Source organism: Desulfotomaculum copahuensis, assembly GCF_001655685.1.
Classification (GTDB): domain Bacteria; phylum Bacillota; class Desulfotomaculia; order Desulfotomaculales; family Desulfovirgulaceae; genus Desulfotomaculum_G; species Desulfotomaculum_G copahuensis.
In genome coordinates, this window is sequence record NZ_LYVF01000016.1 from 1 (window position 1) to 712 (window position 712).

A 712-nucleotide genomic window follows, 5' to 3' on the forward strand; every position below is an offset into this window, starting at 1 on the left:
TTACGGCTGCCGGTTGTCTTTCGCCGTCGACCGGTTTTTTCCGGTTTCCGACTTCTGACGACCGGCTTCCGTTTTGGTGGGCCTAGGTGGACTCGAACCACCGACCTCACGCTTATCAGGCGTGCGCTCTAACCGGCTGAGCTATAGGCCCGCGAAAATGAACAGCTGTCTTTGACTGCTGTTGACTGTTCATGGTGGAGATGACCGGATTCGAACCGGTGACCCCCTGCTTGCAAGGCAGGTGCTCTCCCGCTGAGCTACACCCCCGTATAACCAGTCATAAGCTTGCAGTCAAATATTCGCCATTGACTACCGTCAACGGCTTTTGATGACACTAATCAGTTGTTTATGAGAGGCTTTACGGCTGCGGTTGTCTTCCGCCGTCCACCGGTTTTTTCCGGTTTCCGGCATCTGACAGCCGGCTTCCGTTACGGTCCCTCAAAACTAAACAGTAAGCCAGATGATCGACCTGGAGTTTCAGAGGTCAGTCGTCAGAAGTCAGAAGTCAGATTTTTTGTTGCTATTGGCCGGCGGCCAATAGCTTCTTTATCATCTGATTTCAGACCTCTTCCCACTTCTTTTTACTCCTTAGAAAGGAGGTGATCCAGCCGCACCTTCCGATACGGCTACCTTGTTACGACTTCACCCCAATCACCAACCCCACCTTCGACGGCTCTTTCCCTTACGGGTTGAGTCACCGGCTTCGGGTGTT

2 tRNA genes and 1 rRNA gene are annotated in these 712 nt (G+C 52.8%); all 3 read right to left on the reverse strand.

Annotated elements, in window-relative coordinates:
- Window positions 1-74 precede the first annotated feature (74 nt).
- Window positions 75-151, reverse strand: a tRNA-Ile gene (locus tag A6M21_RS02315).
- Window positions 152-192: 41 nt separating this feature from the next.
- Window positions 193-267: transfer RNA gene (locus tag A6M21_RS02320), tRNA-Ala, on the reverse strand.
- 325 nt (window positions 268-592) lie between these two features.
- Window positions 593-712 (reverse strand): 16S ribosomal RNA (locus A6M21_RS02325); the annotation flags it as partial.